The organism is Streptomyces sp. CC224B (assembly GCF_030010595.1).
In the GTDB taxonomy this organism is placed as follows: domain Bacteria; phylum Actinomycetota; class Actinomycetes; order Streptomycetales; family Streptomycetaceae; genus Streptomyces; species Streptomyces longispororuber.
The window spans coordinates 147,023-162,755 of record NZ_JASCXL010000001.1; the positions used below are offsets into that span (position 1 = coordinate 147,023).

The window sequence follows — 15,733 nt, forward strand, 5'->3', positions numbered from 1 at the left end:
AGACCACCGACCAGACGGGGGTGTAACCATGGCGCGCACCAGCTACCGCTACATCGACTGGACCCTCGGCGCCGACCCCGCGCAACCGTCGCATCGCCGCATCGAATGCGCCGACTGCCCCGCCGCCTCCGGCGACAGCCCCGGCCAGCTCGGCCCCGACCGGTGGGCCCTCCAGCACGCCGGCGCCACCGGGCACCGCGGCTACCGCGAGACTGTCATATCTCACCTCCGTGCCACGCCCGCCGAGGATGCCTAGTCTCCGGATTCACACGGGGTGTGAAGAGCGTGACGCGACTCTTGTGGTGCACACGCTTCTCGGCATATGCATATATGCAAGACGCTGGTGGAGGCCGGGCCTGGACCCCGCCCGGCGGCAGCTCCTGTTACCTGATCAGATCGGTGATGTGCATGCCGAGGACGCGCGTGATCCGGAGGAGGGTGTTGATCGTGGGATTACCCTGGCCGGACTCGATGTCCTGGTAGACGCTGCGGCTCACTGGGACCCGTAGGTAGACCTCCTCCTGGGTGAGGTTGCGGTGCATGCGGGCGTCGCGCAGGCGGGCGCCGATGGCGCGCCGCTCCCGCAGGAGCCAGGCGTGGTCGTCATCGGGCAGATCAGGCACTCGACAAACGCTCTGACCTGCGTGATCATAAGTCAGCCCGGTATACCGGGCATTTTGTGATCTTGAAACAGTCGAGACTCACGCCCCCGTGACGGCCGACGGCGTCCCGTTGGTTGCCGCTCCCTGTGAGGTGGCGGCATTGCGGGGTCGATGGCGGCTGCCCAGAATCGAATGTATGTTCACCCGAAAGGGTGAACAGCGAATGACCTGCGCATCTCGTTGGGCTGGAGGGAAACATGACCACCACCCCTGTACACATCAGCCCTATGAGCAGGAGGCAGGACATGACCAGCGAGGAGATCCTCGCCCTCTACGAGTGGCAACAGGGTGTCTGCTTCCGTCATCCCACCGCGGGGGAGATCCCGACGGCTGGACTGAAGGCGCTTCACCCGCGGGCCGGCGGCGCCGAGCATGTCGTGCGGGCATGCCACGCCTGCGTCCTCCAGCTCGAGGACGAGCGCCGGGCTGAGGCCACCGAGCGGGGAGTCACCTACGTGCCGGGCCATGCCGGGGAGCCGCTGGTATAAGGCCAGCTCACCTACCCATGGCAGAGGCGCTGCTGGGGAGAATCTGGGGAGCGATCAAGCTATGGGGAGCATCTGGGGAGGGCTGCGCACGCCACCCATCACCACCCAGTGCCACGGTGCGCCACCAGGAACCACCAGGTCAGAAGCCTGGATAGCCTCTTCGGGGCATCGGTCCCAGGTCACGGCTGACACCCGTTAAGTTCTGCATGAACCACGACGGCCGCAGCACCGCCCACTCGTCGAACAGGCCGGGCAGGGCCTGGTGCACCTTCCCCACCGCCGGGCCGCCCTCGGGGACGGCCGAGGCGCTGAGCAGCACCGCGCGGCGGACACCGGCGGCGCGGGCCCGCCGGAGGAACGGCAGCATGACCGCCGCCGGATCCGGGTCGCCGAGGGGCGGGACCAGGTAGACGCGGTCGGCTCCGCCGAGCGCGGCGGCGTGGGTGGCGGGCTCGTACCAGTCGAACCGGACCGGTTCGGCCCCGGGCACCGGCGTGGCGCGCCGGCCGGCGGCCCGGACGCGGTGGCCGGCGGCCGCCAGGCCCGCGACCGTACGGCTGCCGGTGGTGCCGGTGGCCCCGATGACGAGGGTGGTGCCGAGGGGTGAGGCCGCCGCGGGGGTGGGGGCGGTGGTCATCGGCCGCTCCCGGCGAAGTCCGTGCCGGATGCCAGGACGGCGAGCGGGTTCCAGTAGTCGCGGTACGACGTGATGCGCCCGTCCCGGACGGTCACGACGGCGATGTACGTCATGTCGTAGGGGCGGCCGGTCTCGACCAGCCGGCCGACGCCGCGCATCTCGGCCACGATGGTCCCGGGGTCCGTGGTCTCGTGGATCCGCAGGTCGGGGAAGTCGTGCAGGTCGATGTGGTCCGGATAGGGGCGCATATAGGCGGCGACGGCCTCCCTGCCCTCCAGGCGCCTCGGCCGGCCCTCGGGGGCGAAGGGGAACTCCATGACGCCGTCCTCGGCCCACAGGGCGACCCAGCCGCTGATGTCCTTGTCCAGCAGGAGCCGCAGACTCCGGCGGTAGACGTCCGAAGGGGAAGCCGGTGAGGCCGGGGGCGCCAGGGGCGCCGGGTCGGGCTGCGGTACGGATGCGGGGGCGGCGTGCGGCGTGGCCGTCCGCCCGGGCGTTGTCGTGGGTGCGGACATGGGTGTCCTCCGTCTCGTAGAATCTGGACCCGTGGTCCGCTTCGACGATACGGACCGGTGGTCCGCTTTGTGAAGGGAGAGGGAGCAGCAGCATGCCCGAGCGCAAGCCCCGCAAGGACGCCGCGCGGAACCGGGAGGCCGTCCTCGCCGCCGCCGACGCCCTCTTCGCACGGGGCGGGAGCCCGGAGGACGTCACCATGGCCGACGTCGCGGCGGCGGCCGGGGTCGGCAAGGGCACGCTCTTCCGGGCCTTCGGCGACCGCCCCGGACTGCTCCGCGCGCTGTACGAGGCGCGGCTCGAACCGGTCAGGGAGGCGGTGGAGTCAGGCCCTCCGCCGCTCGGCCCCACCACGCCGCCGGAGCAGCGGGTGCCCGCCCTGCTCGACGCCGTCCTGTGCTTCAAGCTCGACAACCGCCGCCTCGCCCTGGCCCTGGAGGAGAGCGGGACCGGCAGCCCGTACCAGGCGGAGCACTACCGGCAGTGGCACGGACTCCTCCGCGCGGTCCTGGAGCAGATCCCCGGCCTGTCCGACAGCGCGTTCACCGCCCACGCCCTGCTCGCCGCGACCCGGGCCGACCTCGTCGAGCACCTGGCCGCGGCGGAGCGCCTGCCGCGGGAGCGCCTGCGGGCGCAGTTGGCGGACTTCACCGAGAGGGTCCTGGCCTCCGGCGCACGCCAGGGTCCGCCGTCCGCCGAGCGCTGAGAGCCGGTGCCGGGAGGGCTCCGGGCGGGGCCGAGGCGGGATGCGCTGTCCCCGGGCCCTGCCCGGTGGTTCACTGTCCTCCCGCGGTGTCGCCGGTTCGTTCTGGAGGGCAGTGTGTGGATCACGCTTGTGGCGACCCTGTGCGGTACGGCCGCCGGTGTCGCCTCGACGCTCGTCGCCGACAAGGTGCGGTGGAAGCGCGACCGGGCCCACCAGGAGCGGGACAAGCAGGTGGAGATCTGCGTGGAGTTCCTCAGGGCGCTGATGCGTGCCTACGAAGGGCTGTACGACATCGCCAGCCGCGAGGACCGCGGCGCCGAAAGGAACTACGGCGCCGTCCGGGACCTCGTGTCCGACGCGGGCACGGCGGACTCCCGGCAGCTCCTGCTCGTCACCACTCCGGCGCACGTCACGACGGCGTGCGAGCACGCGTTCTCGGTGCTCAGAGACCTCAGGGACGCCGTGGGCGGGGGCCTGACCGTGGACACGAGCGCCTACCAGGAGCTCGACCGCGCCTTCCGGGACGCGCTGCACGACGTCCGCGTCGAGGTCCGGCGCAGCCAGGGCCTCGCCGACGCGGAGGCCCTGCGCCGTCCCCGGGTCCCGCCCTACCGGATGGTCCCCGCCCCGGCTGCCGACGGCTCGCCTTCCGCGCCCGCCCGGCCCGGGACGACCGGTGCGTGAGGCCGGACTCCGCAAGCAACGCGCCCCGCGTGCCACCGGGTTCGGCCCGCCGCCGGCCGGGCGCCGTCAGGCGAACAGGTCCGCGCGCTCCCACGGGCTCGGCCCGGTGCCCTCCCGCCACGCGAGCAGGTCCTCGCCGTTGACGCACACGATCCCGCACTGCTGCGCGTACTCCAGGGCGGGAAGCGTGAAGTCGCTCGTGGTGACGAGGGCCGCTATGTCGGCCTCGTGGACGGTGAAGCACGTACCGCCGAAGCGCTGGAGGTCCTGCGAGCCGACCTTGTTGCCCTCCGCGTAGCGCTTGCACTGGATGACGAGGCGCCGGCCGTCGGAGGTGAGCGCGAGGACGTCCGCCCCCAAGTCGCACGCCCCGCCGACCACTTCCACCTCCCGGCAGTGGTCACGGGCGCAGAGGTCGGCTATGGCCTGCTCGAAGTCGTCCGGATCGAGCGCGGCGTAGTCGGGCTGCGGGTCGAGGGCGACGGTCGTGCCCTCCTCGGCCGACTCTGCCGCTCCCTCGGTGACCTGCACTGTGTACACGCCGGGGCACTCCTCCGCCAGGACCTGGACCCCCGGGGACGCGGCGGCGTACGCCTCGCCGGACGCGTCCCTCCGTACGGTGGGCGGCACAGCGGGCGCCGCCCCGCCCGCCGCCGGTACGTCGTCGAGTTCGCCGGAGGCTTCTTCGGCCGCTTCCTCCAGCGCCTCCGCCGCGCGGCGCGCGTACCGCGCGGCGGAGAAGCGGCGCCACCTCGACCGGCTCAGCCCCGCGGCCGCGACGCCGACCACGAGGAGGGTGCAGGCCCACAGCGGGCGGTTCTCGACCACGCGCGCCGCTGTCCGGACCACGAACGCCACGAGGCACAGGACGAGCGCCAGCAGGACGAAGAACAGGGCGGTCGAGCGCAGGTCGAAGCGGTGCGCACGATCCCCGCGCCGCACAGGACGTGAGGGTCCGGTCATGTCACTCCCCTCTCGGACGGCGAAGATCAGATGATCAGTCGTCTCCGTCTGCCCCGGTTCGGGGTGCGTCAAAAACCCGTGGTGACCGCGCCCTTCGCGCCCGGTGACGGTGGTGCCCGGAACTCCGCCGCCGCGGCCACCGCCGCGTGCCGGGCGGGCGCGGCCGGGCGGCCGGAACATCTCTCCGCTGAAACGAACGTTCTACCCAGCGGGAGTTGGTGGCACCGGGCCCCGGCTGCCGGGTCGGCGCGTGGGTGAGGGCCGCGTCTCCGACTGCCGTGGGGGAGCGATCGGGTCCGGGCGGCCCTCGCCACCAGCCTGCCCGGCGTGCCCGGCTCCATCCACGGCTCCACTCCTGCGGGTGACAGCGTCCCTCCGCAGGGGCACAGTGCCGCGTTTCGGTGCATATGGGTCGGTCGCCGTTGCCTGGGCGCCCCGCCGCCGCGGCCGGACGCCCGTCCGGGTATGGGACCGGGGCATCGCGGGCACAAGGGCGGCATGAAGATCCTCTTGGTTCTGGTGGTCATCGCCATCGCGGTCGCAGTCATGTACACGCGCTCACGGAAGGGACGCTGACGGGAGCGTGGGAGACGCGGGCGGACGGGCCGGTGTCTCCCGCCCCGTCCGCCCGCGTGCTCACGCCGCCGCGCCGCCCGGTACGGACGTCCGGTCCGGCGTGTCCGGCGTGGTCGCCGGGGCGGCGGCGAGGTCGTGGCGGAGGCGGTCGGCCGGCAGGCCCCGGGCACACAGACCGCGCACGGTGGCGGCCAGGCCGGGCGGGCCGCTGACGAAGACCGGGCCGGACGGCGGCCACTCGGCGTGCCGGGCCACCGCGTCGGCCAGCGCGTCATCCTCGGCGGCCGCGCCGAGCACGGGAACCACCCGCAGCCACGGGGCCCGGGCCTCCCACTCGGCCACCGCGTCCAGGTCGTACAACTCCTCGCGGGTGCGCGCGGCGAGGAACAGGCGCGCGACACGGCCCGGCACGCGGCGCCGCGCCAGGTCCTGGAGCAGTGCCTTGGCCCCGGCCCAGCCGGTGCCGCGCGCGACGACCACCGCGTCGTGGTCGCGGTCGTCCTCGTGGAGGGTCATGGCGCCCTGGGCGGGGCCGAGGCGCAGCGGGTCCCCGACGCGCGTCCGCGTCACCAGGGCGTCGCTCACCCCGCCCGGGCCGGTGCGGCGGACGTGGAACTCCAGCTCGCCGTCCGCGCGGGGCGCGCACGCCAGGCTGAACGGCCGCCAGGCGCGCGCGAGCTGAGGCGACTGGAGCAGCGCGTACTGACCCGCGCGGTACGGGTACGGCTCGGCGGGGGCGACCCGGAGCACGGCCAGGTCCGGGCCGCGCTCGTCCCGGCCGGTCACGGTGACGTCCCAGAAGGGGCGCTCGGCCAGCGCCGCCTCCGCGCCCCGCACCATGGCCGTCACCGCCCGCCGCAGCATCCGCCGCCACGCCTCCTCCGTGTCCGCGCGCCACCACGTGCCCGCGCGCCGGCGCAACGCCTCCACCAGCGCCGCCTCGAACACGTCGTAGTGCACCGGGCGCACGCCGAGCTTGCGGTGGTCCCGGCCGAGCCGGGTGCAGAACGCGGTCACCTCGTCCGGGCGGTCCAGACGGTCGATCAGGAAGCGGAAGGCCCGCTCCAGATGGGCCTGCTGGAAGGCCATCGACTCGGGGAAGAGCCCCCGCAGATAGGGGTGCCGCTCGAACATGGCCGTGTACAGGTCGGCGATCAGCCCGGGGAAGGGCGTGATCAGCGCCAGGGACTCGGTGATCAACCGCTGGTCGTCGGCTCCGTGGTGGCCGGGTTCGGCGGCGTGTAACGGCTGGGCGTCGGCGGTCCCCGAGGCGTTCGAGGCACGCGGGGCGCCAGGGGTGCCAGGCGTACTCGGGGCGTACGAGGCGTACGAGGCGTACGGGGTGTCCGGGGCGTTCGAGGTGCCCGGGGTGTCCGGTGTCAGCAGTCTTCGCCGGAGCCGCTTCGCTTCCTGGCGCGCGAGCAGGACGCGGTACTCCTCGTACGCATCGGTGGGGTCGGTCATCACAACGGGATCTCCTGCGTAGGGGGCGGGGTGCGCGCGCGTCCGGTCCGAGTGTCGCACCGCGCCCCGCCCGCTGACCGGCCCCATCCATAGGGTCGTTCGGCCCTGTGCGCACGAGGCGGGCACCCGCTACGGCCTGCGGTGACTCAGGCCGGAGGGTCCTCGTGCGGGAGACGCGCGCGGGCGCGCCGGCGGACCCTGCGGCCATGGGCGAACGCGAGGGCGAGGAACAGGCCGAGGACCGCGGCGGAGGCGGCCGCCGCTCGCGGCCAGTCCGCGCCGCCCCCGGGCCCGGCGGCGACCTTGAGGCCCGCGGTGGTGACGGCGGCGACCAGGCCGGTGCCGACGAGGACGGCCACCACGTGCCGCGCGTCGCCCGTCTCGGCGGGCGGCGGTGCGCCGTCCCGCAACCGCGTCCAGTGGTACGCGGCCTCCCGTTGCTCGCGCCGTCGCCGGACGCCGGCACACACCCGGAGGGCGACGGTGACGGCGGCCCCCGCGACCACCGCGGCGCAGGGGAGCCACCAGGCCTCGGCCACCAGCAGCAGCACGGCGGCCGAGGCGATCGTGGTCCATCCGCTCAGGCAGGCCGCGGCGGCCGTACGGCGGGAGACCGGCCGGTCGGCCCCCGCGCGCAGGTCGGCGAGGGCCGGCAGGTACCAGACGCAGCCCGAGGCGGTGACCACGGCGGCGCCGACGGCGAGGACGGTGTGGGACACGGGCCTACCTCGCCGCCCCGGCCCCGGCGCCCTCCGGCTCCGCGGCACTCTCCAGCGCGGCGATCTCCGGGTGGTGCAGGTCGAAGGCCGGGGACTCGGAGCGGATCAGCGGGAGCCGGGCGAAGTTGTGCCGCGGGGGCGGGCAGGAGGTCGCCCACTCCAGGGAGCGGCCGTAGCCCCAGGGGTCGTCGGCGCCGACGGGCTCGCCGTCCTTGGCGGTCTTCCAGACGTTGTAGAAGAACGGCAGGAGCGACAGGCCGAGGAGGAACGACCCCATGGTGGACAGGGTGTTGAGGGCGGTGAAGCCGTCGGCCGCGAGGTAGTCGGCGTACCGGCGGGGCATGCCCTCGGCGCCGAGCCAGTGCTGGACGAGGAACGTGAGGTGGAATCCGGCCGTGAGCGTCCAGAAGGTGATCTTCCCGAGGCGTTCGTCGAGCATCTTGCCGGTGAACTTCGGCCACCAGAAGTGGAACCCGGCGAACATCGCGTACACGACCGTGCCGAAGACCGTGTAGTGGAAGTGCGCCACCACGAAGTAGGAGTCGGAGAGGTGGAAGTCCATCGGCGGCGAGGCGAGGATGACGCCGGTCAGACCGCCGAAGACGAAGGTGACGAGGAAGCCGACCGCCCACAGCATCGGCGTCTCGAAGGACAGCGAACCCTTCCACATGGTGCCGATCCAGTTGAAGAACTTCACCCCGGTCGGCACCGCGATGAGGAACGTCATGAAGGAGAAGAAGGGCAGCAGCACGCCGCCGGTGACGTACATGTGGTGCGCCCACACGGTCACGGACAGGCCGGCGATGGCGATGGTCGCGCCGACCAGGCCCATGTAGCCGAACATCGGCTTGCGGGAGAAGACCGGGACGACCTCGCTGACGATCCCGAAGAACGGCAGCGCCAGGATGTACACCTCGGGGTGGCCGAAGAACCAGAACAGGTGCTGCCACAGCAGCGCCCCGCCGTTGGCCGGGTCGAAGACGTGGCTGCCGAACTTCCGGTCGCACTCCAGGGCGAACAGGGCCGCCGCCAGGACGGGGAAGACGATCAGGACGAGCAGCGCGGTCAGCAGCACGTTCCAGGTGAAGATCGGCATGCGGAACATGGTCATGCCGGGGGCGCGCATGCAGATGATGGTGGTGATGAAGTTGACCGCGCCCAGGATCGAGCCGAACCCGGACAGCGCCACGCCCATGATCCACAGGTCGGCGCCGACGCCCGGCGAGTGCACCGCGTCGGACAGCGGGGCGTACAGGAACCAGCCGAAGTCGGCGGCCCCGCCGGGGGTCAGGAAACCGGCGGCGGCGATCGCGGAGCCGAACAGGAACAGCCAGTACGCCAGCATGTTCAGGCGCGGGAAGGCGACATCGGGAGCGCCGATCTGCAGCGGCATGATCCAGTTCGCGAAGCCGGTGAACAGCGGCATGGCGAACATCAGCAGCATGATCGAGCCGTGCATCGTGAAGGCCTGGTTGAACTGCTCGTTCGACATGATCTGCGTGCCTGGGCGGGCCAGTTCGGCGCGCATGAACAGCGCCATCACGCCGCCGACGATGAAGAACACGAACGCGGTGACCAGGTACAGCGTCCCGATCTTCTTGTGGTCGGTGGTGGTCAGCCACTCCGTCCACGAGGGCCGCTCCGCCCCGCCCGCGGCCCCGCCTCCCGGCGTCCCGGCCCGCACCTGCTGTATCTGCGCCTCGTCCACCGGACGGCGTCCTTCCTTCGTCGCTCACGTCGTCGACGGGCCGGGAAGCGCCGCGCCTGAGGGAGTGAGCGCGGCACCTCCCGGCCGCCGCCACAAGATCACCGCAGGGGCACCGGTGCGGGCCAGGGCCGAACAGTCCCCGCTCCCGCCGCCGGACAGGGCCCAACGGCCCTGCCTCCGCGCGGACGCAGCGGCGGTGCGGCGGGGGAACAGGGGCGCACCGGGCGGCGTGCGGCCGCGCCGCGCTCCGGCGACGAGGCCGTTTCGCCACGGATGCGCGGTACGGCGGGGCAAGGAGTCGCGGGAAGGCACTGGCGTGAGCCGCGCGGCCCGATACTGTGCTGGACATGGCGAACAGTAAGACGACCGACCGTGACCTGCCCGGATACGCTCTGCTGGTTGCCGCCGAGCCGCCCGTACGCCATCCGCTCGCGGTGACCGCGCAGTTGCCGCCGCTGGCCGCGCTCCCGCCCGCGCGTCTCGTCGGCGCCGCGCACGCCAGTGCCGTGCAACTGGCCAACCCCGACGACCCGCAGACGGTCCTGACGTGCCTGCGCACCGCGGCCGCCGCCGAGGGGCACCTGCTCGTCTTCGCCGCCGGGCACCTCGTCGTCGACCCGCGCCAGCACCAGCTCCACCTCGCCCTGGCGCGCACCACCGCCCGCACCGTGCGCTACACCGCGCTGCCGTGGCACTGGCTCGCCGCCGAGCTGCGGCACAGACCACCGGGCACCACCACCGTGGTGGCCGACCTGGCCGCCGACCCGGAGGTCTGGCAGGCCCTCGTCCGCCGTGAGCGGTCCCTGGAGGGCCCGTACGCCCTGTACGGCGCCGTACAGGTGCTTGACCGCCAGCACCGCCCCGAGCCCGCCTACACGCGCGCCCTCGCCCACATCCTGCGCGGCAGCCCGGTCACACCCCCCGCGGACGTCCTCCACCTGGAAACCGCCCGCGCCGCCGCGGCGGACGTCGACGAGGCGGCCACCCTGTGGCTCGGCGGCTTCCTCCCGCCGGCCACCGCACCGGGGCACCCCGTCGACGTGCCGGGGCAAAGGAGCACACCGGCCGTGCCGCACGCGCTGGCCGTGCCAGGCGCAGGGGCCGTACCGGATGCGTCGGGCGCGCCGCACGCGGCATTCGTAACGAACCCACCCGTCGCACCCACCGCACCGGTACCCGTCGCACCGGCCCCATCGGTTCCATCAGTCCCAGCGGCCACACCGATCACGCCCGCCGTGGCGGCCTCCGCCCCGCTCGCGATGGTCGAAGAGGACGCGCACCGCGCCATCAGTGAGGCGAGCCGGGCCGGACGGCACGCCGAGGCGGCCGCCATCGCCGCCGCGTGCGAGCAGAGCGCGCTGCGCAGCCACGGCGCCACCTCGCCCGAGGTGGCCCACTGGATCGAGGTACGGGCCTTCCTCGCCTTCACCGAGGGCGCTCCCGACCGCGCCTGCGAGCTGTGGATGCGCGGTGCCGGGACCCGCCTGGCGGCGGGCAGGGCCGTGACCGGTCCCGACGTCGTCGAGGCCGTCGACCGCGCCCACCACGCCTGGCACCGTGTCACCGACCCCGGCCGGATCCGCGAGCTGGGCACCGGACTCCTCGACCTGCGCACCCGCGTCCCCGGCAGGAACGGCGCCCGGGAGGACGTACGGCAGCGCCTGGCGAAGCTGACCGAACCCCTCAGCCACTGAGCCGGTCACGCGTCAGCCGGCGAGGCGACCACGCGTCAGCCACTGAGCCGACCAGGCGTCAGCCCCTGAGCCGACCACGCGTCGCGGTCCGGCCCCGGGCGGCTCCGCGGGGCCTTGCCGCGCGGCGGTGACCTCGCCGTCGAGCGCCTCGTTGTAGCCGCTGTGCCCGCGAACACACCGAAACACGCCCCGAGTCGGAGCCACCACGACGCCGTCGTCATCGGCGCCGGAACCAGCGGTCTGGCCACCGCGGCGCTGCTGCGCCGCGCCGGTGTCCCGGTCGTGGTCCTGGAACGTTCCGGCCAGGTCGGAGCGAGCTGGCGGCAGCGGTACGACCACCTCCGGCTGCACACCACCCGCGGCGCGTCCAAGCTCCCCGGCCTCGCGGTGCCCCGGCAGGCGGGCGCCTGGGTGGGCAGGGACGACTGGGTGCGCTACCTGGAGCGCTACAGCGCCCACCACCGGCTGGACGTCCGCACCCATTCCCCCGTCCACCGGGTCGAGTCCGCGCCGGCGCCCCACGGGACGCGGTGGCTCGTCACGACCGCCGATGAGGCCTTCACCGCCCGCGCGGTCGTGGTCGCCACCGGTCGCTGTCACACCCCGTACGTGCCGGACTGGCCCGGGCGCGACACCTTCACCGGGGAATTGGTGCACGCGTACGACTACCGGGCGCCGGCCGGCTACCGGGACAAGGACGTGCTCGTGGTCGGCGCGGGCAACAGCGGCACGGAGATCGCCGTCGCCCTCGCCGGGGCCGGAGCGGGCCGGGTCCGCCTCGCGGTCCGTACGCCGCCGAACATCCTGCCCCGGTCCAGCAGCCGCTGGCACACCGTGGGACGGCTCTCGGAGGCGCTGCTGCCCCTGGCCTGGCGGGACCGCATCTCGCTGTGGACGCAGCGCACGGCGCTGCCGGATTTGACCGCGTACGGGCTGCCGCGCCCGACGGAAGGGGTGTACACGCGGAACGCCCGCGACGAGGTCAACCCGGTCCTCGACCACGGGTTCGCGGCCGCGGTGCGGGCCGGGGACGTCGAACCGGTGGCGGCCGTGGAGCGGTTCGACGGGCCCCGGGTGGTGCTGGCCGACGGCGCGTGCGTGACGCCGCAGACGGTGATCGCCGCCACCGGCTACCGCACGGGCCTGGACGGCTGGCTCGGGCACCTCGGCGTGCTCGACGACCACGGGTACCCGTTGGTGCGCGGGGCCCAGACCGCCCCGGACGCCCCGGGGCTGTACTTCGTCGGCTACGCCAACCCCCTGAGCGGCGCGCTGTACCGGGCGGGCGTCGAGGCCCGGGCCGTCACCCGCGCGATCCGCCGCATGCCCGCACCCGTCCGCATCCCCGCCGCCCGCCGCGGCGACCGCCCGCCCGGGCACGCGTACGGCCTCCCCGGCGAGCACGCCCGCCGGGACACCCCCACCGAGGCGGCCGAGTGAGCCGTACGGGAGCGTGGGCCGTACTCCTGACGACCGGCCCCGCCTGAGCGGCGGTCACGCGGGCTTCTCGTCGGCCGCTTCCTCCTCGCCGCCGTCCCGGGAGCTGCCGGGCGCCTCGCCGGCCGCCCTCGCGGGGGTGGCCGCACGGGTGTGCACGTAGGCGGTGAGCTGACGCACCTGGCGCTCCAGGGACTTGATGCGGTCCACGATGTCCTCGGGGAGATTCGGCATCAGTCGGCCTCCTGACCGTCGCGGTCCGATTCCTGTCCTGCGTGTCCTGCGTGTCCTGCGTGCCTTGTGTGTCCGGTGTGGTCTGCGTATCCCGCGTATCCCGCGTATCCCGCGTGCCCCGAGGGAGCCCGTCCCCCGACCCCCTGCTCCTCGGGAGCCCCGCGGTCATCGAGGCCTTCGAGGAAGAGTTCCGCGGACTCCGCGCGGCCGCGCTCGGGGGCGGTGACCTTGACGCCGACGACGCGGTACGCCGCGTCGAGGCCCGGGCTGAACCACACGTTGTGGATCCGCAGCCGCACGGTCGTGCCGAGGAGCAGGGGCGGGGTGTCCGCGTCCAGGCGGACGCGGACGGCGGGGATGACCACGGGCCCGCCGAGCGCGGCCAGTTCGGCGCGGGCGAGGGCGTTCAGCGTCGCCTTGTCGGTGACGTTGCCGTGGTCGGAGGTGGTGTCGAGGCGGGGAAAGCCGCCCTCGATGAGGGCCCGCGCCACGTGCTCGTCCGAGACGACCGGGCCCGCGGCGCCCTCCGGGGTGCCGCCGCGGGCCCGCGCGGTCGTACCGCCGCGGGTGGCGTCGCGCGGGAAGGAGTACGTGAGGACGTCGCCCGGCAGGTCGAGGACCGTGGTGCCCTCGCCGAGGTCGAGGCGCGGGACGCCGAACAGCAGCCGCTTGGCCCGCGCGCCCGTCGCCGGGTCGCGGTGGACGCTCACCAGGTACTCGAACCCCGGGTCCGTGGCGGCCAGTTGCGCGACGGCCTCCTCCACCAGGGTCTCCTCCCCGTCGTGGTAGGTGACCGTGCGCGGTGTGCCCGGCGGCGCGGGCGCGTAGCCGACGCCGATGTCGCCGCTGGGCACCTCCTGGATGTGCTCCCACAGCCGGCGCACGATGGTGACGTCGTCGGTGGCGGTGAAGGCCAGGGTCCGCCGGATGCGGCGGCGCGCCGCGTACGAGTCGAAGGTGGCCGCCTGCAGCGCGACGGTGACCAGGCCCTGCTCGTCCATGGCGGGGGTGAGCGTCCAGACGATGCCGCCCCAGCACACCTGCCCGCCGCGCTCCAGGTAGACGGCGGTGCGGCCCTCCACGATCTCCCTGACCCGCGCCGCCATCCGCCGGTTGGGCACCGGCAGGGTGGCGGAGAGCGACCCCGGCCTGCCGATGTAGTCGTCGAACTCGAGCCCCTGCAGCGGCAGCACGTCGATGGGCGTGTCGGTGCGCAGGTCGGCGAAGTACGCGAGGTACGGGCTGTCCACGGCTCAGGCGACCGGGTCGACGCGGAGGAAGCGGTTGTCGAACCAGGCCTTGGTGGTCCCCGTCCGGTGGGCGGCGGTCACGCTGTACTCGGTACCGGGCGTGAGGCGGCCCAGCGGGACGTTGGTGTACACCGAGGCGGAGCCGGCCCCGGTGTAGATGGCGGCCAGGTCGTCGGAGGCCGTCAGGAGGAGGGCGCCGCCCGCCTTCGGCCGGACGTTCACCGACAGGTACGCGCCGCCGCCGTCGTCGCCCGCGACGCGCGCCCCGAACGCGATGTGCACCCAGGTCGAGGCGGGGGCGACGAAGGTGGTGGTGAGCGGCACGGCCTCGTTGAGCGCCTCGGTGAACGTCCTGGAGGTGGTCCACCCCAGGTCGATGCTGTGCCGCAGGACCGCGTCGGGGATGTACTTCTGCCACTGGCCGCCGTCCCAGCGCTCCAGGCGGCCGCCCGCGTCCCGGTACTGGCCGGGGTGGGCGCCCTGGGTGCCGTGGCCGCCCCCGGCGGGCAGGATGCCGCCGAGCGCGGCGGTGTAGCGGCGCCGGTCCGCGACCGACGTGGCCCAGGTGATGCCGCGGGCCGCCGAGGCCCCCGCCGGGACCGACACCTCGTAGAGCAGCTCGGCGCTCCTGGGCAGCGCGGGCGGCACGGGCGCGCTCGCGGGGGTGCCCTGCACGATCTCCAGGACGGCCTCGTAGCGGCCCGACGCGTCGTAGTCCGCGTCGTACACCCGCACCACCAGCGCGTCCACGCGCGGCAGCGTGGCGTGGCCGTCGGCGAAGGTGAGCTGCGTGTCGGCGTCCACGGTGACGGGGTAGCCGCCCTGGGCGGCGGCGGAGCCGCCCGGCACCCACAGCCGCCCCGGGGACAGCCGGGCCTGCATGCTGGTAGCGGCCGTGCCGGTGAGCTGGAGCTCGCCGACGACGCAGCCGCCGCGCGCGGTCAGCGGCCCGGACGCGGCCAGGCCGAGGCTCACGGCGAGCCGGGTGTCCTCCCGGGTCTGCCCGGTGGGCAGGTGCCATGCGGAACGTGTCGTCATCGAACACTCCAAGGTTGCCGGTCGTCGGTCCGGGCGCGACCGCCGCCCGGGGCGGCGGGCCCGGCCGTGCTGTGGGGCGGCGGGCCCAGCCGTGCTGCGGGTCTCACCACTCGGCCGAGCGCCAGGTGACGGTGGCCGACGCCTCCTCCGCCCAGCCGGACGCGGCCCGGAAGGACAGCCGGGACGGCCCGGGGGCGAGCGTGAACAGCTCCTCGGGCACGCTGCCCACGGTCGCCAGGTGGCGGCGCGAGGCGGTGCCGTTGAACAGGACCGTCCCCTCGGCGGTGTCGACCTCCAGCACGTCGCCCCGCGTCAGCTCGATGCCGTACTCCAGCCAGGTGCCGTCCCGGTGGTTGGCCAGCCGCGGCGTCAGGCACGGCCCGGTGAAGGCGACCAGCACGGGCGTGGCCGCGCTGCCCGCGTTCTCGACCGTCAGGTCGCCGCTCGCGCCCGGGGTGCCCCAGGTGAGCGGCCACGTGAGCGGCCAGGACAGGCCCGGCTCGGCGCGCGGCAGCCCGACCGCGGCGCGGCGCGCGTCGCTCGCGTAGCGCCGCGGGTCCATGGCCTTCCACTGCACGGTCACCTTGGCGAGCCGGCTCGCGAGGAACTGCCGGTCGGTGGGCACCACCCGCTGGGTGACCCGCGCCCTGACGGCCAGTGTCTCCCCGTGGAGGCGTACCGCGAGCCACTCCTCCTCGTCGCGCACGGCGGTCGCCGAGCGCAGCGCCCGCAGGGCGGCGAGCACCGCGTCGGGCCCGCCGTCCGGGTCCGGCGCCAGCCACAACTGGGCGGTGACCGTACGCGGCTGCGCCCACTGCGTGCCCGGCCAGCCGCCGTGCCCCGCCGGGCGGTTGGCGTCGGAGGACTCCAGGCCCGGCAGCTCCTCCCAACCGGTCAGCCCCTCGGCGGCCACCCAGTACACGGTGCCGGGGCCGAGGAGGAGGTCCGCCCACTGCACCT

The 15,733-nt window shown here is 74.3% G+C and carries 16 protein-coding genes and 1 pseudogene; 6 read left to right on the plus strand and 11 right to left on the minus strand.

Features of this window, described 5'->3' with window-relative positions:
- Positions 1–28: 28 nt before the first annotated feature.
- On the plus strand, positions 29–256 hold the full coding sequence (locus QK440_RS00925; protein ID WP_282790967.1) for a hypothetical protein: 228 nt from the start codon (positions 29–31) through the stop codon (positions 254–256).
- A 127-nt stretch (positions 257–383) separates the two neighbouring features.
- Here the strand turns inward: QK440_RS00925 and QK440_RS00930 are convergent, their stop codons facing one another.
- The gene (locus QK440_RS00930) at positions 384–623 is read right to left on the minus strand and encodes a helix-turn-helix transcriptional regulator (RefSeq protein ID WP_282790968.1); all 240 of its coding nucleotides are present in this window, start codon (positions 621–623) and stop codon (positions 384–386) included.
- Between the two features lie 284 nt (positions 624–907).
- On the opposite strand from QK440_RS00930, the gene QK440_RS00935 reads away from it, so the two are divergent.
- Complete coding sequence (locus QK440_RS00935) at positions 908–1,150, plus strand: hypothetical protein (protein ID WP_282790969.1); 243 nt, start codon at positions 908–910, stop codon at positions 1,148–1,150.
- A gap of 190 nt (positions 1,151–1,340) precedes the next feature.
- Here QK440_RS00935 and QK440_RS00940 read toward each other — a convergent pair.
- Positions 1,341–1,787, minus strand: a pseudogene (locus QK440_RS00940) (NAD(P)H-binding protein); the annotation flags it as partial.
- A complete protein-coding gene (locus tag QK440_RS00945; RefSeq protein ID WP_282791015.1) occupies positions 1,784–2,218 on the minus strand; it encodes a nuclear transport factor 2 family protein in 435 nt (144 codons plus the stop codon). The pseudogene QK440_RS00940 and the gene QK440_RS00945, both read right to left, overlap by 4 nt.
- Before the next feature lie 176 nt (positions 2,219–2,394).
- Between QK440_RS00945 and QK440_RS00950 the strand changes: the two genes are divergently transcribed.
- Entirely contained in the window at positions 2,395–3,006 is a 612-nt protein-coding gene (locus tag QK440_RS00950; RefSeq protein WP_282790970.1) for a TetR/AcrR family transcriptional regulator, read from the plus strand.
- 114 nt (positions 3,007–3,120) lie between these two features.
- Entirely contained in the window at positions 3,121–3,690 is a 570-nt protein-coding gene (locus QK440_RS00955) for a hypothetical protein (RefSeq protein ID WP_282790971.1), read from the plus strand.
- Positions 3,691–3,756: 66 nt separating this feature from the next.
- On the opposite strand, the gene QK440_RS00960 is transcribed toward QK440_RS00955, so the two are convergent.
- From QK440_RS00960 to ctaD, 4 genes are all read right to left on the minus strand, one after another.
- Positions 3,757–4,653, minus strand: a complete 897-nt coding sequence (locus tag QK440_RS00960) for a restriction endonuclease (RefSeq protein WP_282790972.1) — start codon at positions 4,651–4,653, stop codon at positions 3,757–3,759.
- 636 nt (positions 4,654–5,289) lie between these two features.
- Positions 5,290–6,693 (minus strand): globin domain-containing protein, encoded by a 1,404-nt coding sequence (locus QK440_RS00965; protein ID WP_282790973.1) that lies wholly within the window; start codon positions 6,691–6,693, stop codon positions 5,290–5,292.
- Between the two features lie 146 nt (positions 6,694–6,839).
- Positions 6,840–7,412, minus strand: coding sequence for a hypothetical protein (locus QK440_RS00970; protein ID WP_282790974.1), 573 nt, complete (start codon positions 7,410–7,412; stop codon positions 6,840–6,842).
- Positions 7,413–7,416: 4 nt separating this feature from the next.
- Positions 7,417–9,096 (minus strand): cytochrome c oxidase subunit I, encoded by a 1,680-nt coding sequence (gene ctaD, locus QK440_RS00975; protein ID WP_282791016.1) that lies wholly within the window; start codon positions 9,094–9,096, stop codon positions 7,417–7,419.
- A gap of 371 nt (positions 9,097–9,467) precedes the next feature.
- Between ctaD and QK440_RS00980 the strand changes: the two genes are divergently transcribed.
- Both QK440_RS00980 and QK440_RS00985 read left to right on the plus strand, forming a co-directional pair.
- On the plus strand, positions 9,468–10,814 hold the full coding sequence (locus QK440_RS00980) for a hypothetical protein (protein WP_282790975.1): 1,347 nt from the start codon (positions 9,468–9,470) through the stop codon (positions 10,812–10,814).
- Positions 10,815–10,976: 162 nt separating this feature from the next.
- Positions 10,977–12,254, plus strand: a complete 1,278-nt coding sequence (locus tag QK440_RS00985; protein ID WP_282790976.1) for an NAD(P)/FAD-dependent oxidoreductase — start codon at positions 10,977–10,979, stop codon at positions 12,252–12,254.
- A 54-nt stretch (positions 12,255–12,308) separates the two neighbouring features.
- Here the strand turns inward: QK440_RS00985 and QK440_RS00990 are convergent, their stop codons facing one another.
- The 4 genes from QK440_RS00990 to QK440_RS01005 form a co-directional block, all read right to left on the minus strand.
- Entirely contained in the window at positions 12,309–12,485 is a 177-nt protein-coding gene (locus QK440_RS00990) for a hypothetical protein (protein WP_282790977.1), read from the minus strand.
- Positions 12,485–13,735: a hypothetical protein gene (locus QK440_RS00995; RefSeq protein ID WP_282790978.1), complete on the minus strand. Its 1,251-nt coding sequence runs from the start codon at positions 13,733–13,735 to the stop codon at positions 12,485–12,487. The genes QK440_RS00990 and QK440_RS00995 overlap by 1 nt, the downstream gene beginning before the upstream one ends.
- 3 nt (positions 13,736–13,738) lie before the next feature.
- Positions 13,739–14,773 carry a hypothetical protein gene (locus QK440_RS01000; RefSeq protein ID WP_282790979.1) on the minus strand — a complete coding sequence of 345 codons (1,035 nt, stop codon included), beginning with the start codon at positions 14,771–14,773 and terminating at the stop codon, positions 13,739–13,741.
- A 103-nt stretch (positions 14,774–14,876) separates the two neighbouring features.
- The gene (locus QK440_RS01005; RefSeq protein WP_282790980.1) at positions 14,877–15,731 is read right to left on the minus strand and encodes a phage tail domain-containing protein; all 855 of its coding nucleotides are present in this window, start codon (positions 15,729–15,731) and stop codon (positions 14,877–14,879) included.
- Positions 15,732–15,733 lie beyond the last annotated feature (2 nt).